Here is a 2,974-nt window from a genome sequence, read left to right on the forward strand (position 1 = left end):
AGCCCGCTGAAGCCTGAGCACCAGTCCGAAACCCCAGCCCCACCACGCCCCGACGCACCGTCAGAGACCCACGCACCCAACAACGTGACAGCACCCGTCGGCCTCTTCGGGGTCCATGAGGACGAAGCCGGAGTGGCCGTCGGAGCTGGGGACCTCGACGACCTGCTGGTCTATTTTGCCGGTGAGCAGCATCGTCAGGATGGTTGCGAACTCGCGATGCATCTCGGGCGTGAACTCTGCGGTGTCGTCCTCGGAGCCGATGGTGCCTTCGCGGCCTTGAGCCAGCAGATGGAACGCCTCGTGCAGCGCCTGGGCCAGAGCCCCGTACTGGTTGGGGTCCATCCGGGCCTGGAGCGTTTCCATGTAGAGGGCCACTTTGACCGCACGGTTGTCTTCCCCAGGGGCTGCGTCTTCGTCGTCCATCCACACAGCCTGGCCCGGGCCACCGCCCCCGTCCAGGCCCGCCCACAACTTCCGATCGACGAAGCGAACACGGCGACGCCCACCAAGAACCAGCCCGGTGCGCCGGCGCCGCCGCGCGGCGCGGTCGTCAGGCAGCAGGCTGAACTCTTCGTAGGCGATGTTCTGCACGTCGGCGGGTGTCGGGGCTTGGTCGTCGCTGTGGGCGCAGGTGAGTTCGGGAGACGTTTTGCGGGTTCTTCTGGTTGTGGAACCGCACCGGTCTGGTCACCTTCTGCGGCGACCAGATGGCCAGACGCCTCACCCGTAAAGGCCCTCGTACCGGCATCTGGACGAGGAAGCCCAAGCCCGGCGGCAGGTGGCCGTAGTGGTTCCTGCCGTCCCCCGAATGCCTGCTCGGGGTGGCTGTCGCACCACGCGGAACCCAGTATGTCGTGGAAAGCACCGGTATGCGCTCATTCCTCGAGCGCCCCGCCTTCCGGGCAGCCGGTCTCGACTCTCAGCTGGAGTACGCATGAAGAAGACGACGGCCACCTCTCTGACCGCCCTGGCGGCGATAGCTTCCGGGATGGTCCTGGCTCCTGTGGCGTTCGCGGACAGTTCCTCGCGCGACGGCGACCTGCACGCGGCGCTCTCACCGATCCCCACGAGCAAGGTGACCGGCTCGGGTACGGCGATGGTGCACCTCAAGGGGAACCAGGCAACCGTGACGATCAAGACGCAGGGCCTGCTCGCGGACGCACCGCACGCCCAGCACTTCCACATCGGGGCCAAGGGCCAGTGCCCGCCGGCTTCCGCGGCCAAGCAGCACAACGGCCAACTGAGCCTCAACACCACGGACGGCCTGCCGTTCTACGGCAAGATCGGCGCCTCGCTCACCACCACCGGCGACACCGGAGCCGACCACTCGGCCCTCGCCGTCGACCGCTTCCCCAAGGGCTCCGCGTACACCTACCACCGCACCATCACCGTCGACGACGAAACCGCCAAGAGCCTCCGCGCGGAGAACGCCGTCGTCGTCGTCCACGGCATCGACTTCAACGGCAACGGCAAGTACGACAACGTCCTCGGCGCCAGCGACCTCGACCCCAGCCTGCCCTCCGAGGCCACCAACCCCGCCCTGTGCGGGCCGCTGAAGATGGCCCCGGCAGGAGCGGTCGCCGGTGGCATGGGCGGCACCCAGGACAGTGACACGGTGGCGCTGACCGCCGCCGGCGGCCTGCTGACCGCCGCCGCGGGCACGCTGTACCTGCGCCGCCGCGGCAGCCGCCAGAGCTGACAGGCACGCATGACCGGCTTCCGGCCCCGTGGCCGCCGCGGTGTCTACACCGCGGCGGCCACTGCCTTCACCGCCAGCGCACTCGCCCTCCTGGCCACCACCGTCACCGGCCCCCAACCGCCCCCGACCCCACCCGACACCGCCCGCGCCGCACCCTCCGGCGCGACCGAAACCCCGGCACCGCGCAGCTCGCCCCTGCCCCGCTCGGAACCCACCGCCATCCGCATCCCCACCATCGGCATGCGAACACAGATCGACAAGGTCACCAGGGCGAGCGACGGCTCCGTCGACATGCCCCGGGACCCGGACCACGCCGGCTGGTACACCGGCTCGGCCACTCCGGGCGAGATCGGCAACGCCATCGTCGTCGGCCACCTCGACTCCCGCTCCGGCCCCGCCGCCTTCTACGGCCTGGGGGCCCTGCGCAAGGGATCCCCGATCATGGTCACCCGCCGCGACGGGAGCACCGCCCACTTCAGCGTCACCACGATGAAGGCCTGGGCCAAGGACGACTTCCCCTCCAGCCGCGTCTACGGCCCGACCATGACCCCCACACTGACGTTGATCACCTGCGCCGGGTGGGACGACGAACGCGACACCTACCGCTCCAACCTCGTGCTGACCGCAGAACCCACCACGCCATCTCCAGGCAGAGCTGACCGCGACTCTTGAGCGTCATCCATTCCAGCCGCCCAGCACCCCGGGTGCTAGAGCAGACCTCGTGACCTGAGTTCAAAACACCTACGCAGGGAGCAAGGGGGGCGAGCCACCGGCGAAAGCGACCAGAGCGAACAGCAGCGCCCCCCCGTCCTGTCGACGCCGCAGCGAGATGCTCGCGGGGTGAACAGCTTCCGCGGATCGCCCTCGAGGCTCTGCGCCTGCTCGGCCTGCCGCTGGCCCCGCTCCACCTGATCCCAGAACGGGTGCGTCGACACGGCGATGCTCAGCTCCAGCAGCTCGGCCCGGAACCGTGCTACCTCAGCATGCTGCTCCTCGGTGTAGCCGAAGCTGGCGGGTTTCGAGGACCGGAAGCCGGAGTGCAGCTGCTTCTCGGTCTCCCATCCGGGCAAGGGGTCCGCCGACCACGCCAGAGCACGGACGTACTCCTCGTACGCCGTACGGGTGCGGTGAAGGGCGAGCTGGGGCGTCGCGGAGGTCTTGGGGGAAGTCGTACGTGGGGCCGGAGCGCCGGGCTTGGACCGCACGCTGACGTCGATTCTCAGCGCGTCGCCGACCGGCCGGGCCATCACCGGTCCGGCGGCCTGCCGCACGGCG

4 protein-coding genes are annotated in these 2,974 nt (G+C 69.6%); 2 read left to right on the top strand and 2 right to left on the bottom strand.

All coding sequences use genetic code 11. From position 1 onward, the window contains the following. Positions 1-60: 60 nt before the first annotated feature. On the bottom strand, positions 61-591 hold the full coding sequence (locus ABZ154_RS34895; RefSeq protein WP_356838473.1) for a hypothetical protein: 531 nt from the start codon (positions 589-591) through the stop codon (positions 61-63). A 343-nt stretch (positions 592-934) separates the two neighbouring features. Between ABZ154_RS34895 and ABZ154_RS34900 the strand changes: the two genes are divergently transcribed. Together ABZ154_RS34900 and ABZ154_RS34905 are read left to right on the top strand one after the other, a co-directional pair. Then, on the top strand, positions 935-1,699 hold the full coding sequence (locus tag ABZ154_RS34900; RefSeq protein WP_356838474.1) for a hypothetical protein: 765 nt from the start codon (positions 935-937) through the stop codon (positions 1,697-1,699). A 9-nt stretch (positions 1,700-1,708) separates the two neighbouring features. After that, positions 1,709-2,371 carry a sortase gene (locus tag ABZ154_RS34905; RefSeq protein ID WP_356838476.1) on the top strand — a complete coding sequence of 221 codons (663 nt, stop codon included), beginning with the start codon at positions 1,709-1,711 and terminating at the stop codon, positions 2,369-2,371. Positions 2,372-2,406: 35 nt separating this feature from the next. Here ABZ154_RS34905 and ABZ154_RS34910 read toward each other — a convergent pair. Further along, on the bottom strand, positions 2,407-2,974 hold a 568-nt coding region (locus ABZ154_RS34910; protein ID WP_356838478.1), incomplete at its 5' end, for a hypothetical protein.

The organism is Streptomyces sp. NPDC006261 (assembly GCF_040613515.1).
GTDB lineage: Bacteria > Actinomycetota > Actinomycetes > Streptomycetales > Streptomycetaceae > Streptomyces.

What these genes read in the sequence shown, in the direction of transcription:
- ABZ154_RS34900 (WP_356838474.1), top strand. Translation starts at nt 935, where the DNA reads ATGAAGAAGACGACGGCCACCTCTCTGACCGCCCTGGCGGCGATAGCT.
- ABZ154_RS34905 (WP_356838476.1), top strand. Translation starts at nt 1,709, where the DNA reads ATGACCGGCTTCCGGCCCCGTGGCCGCCGCGGTGTCTACACCGCGGCG.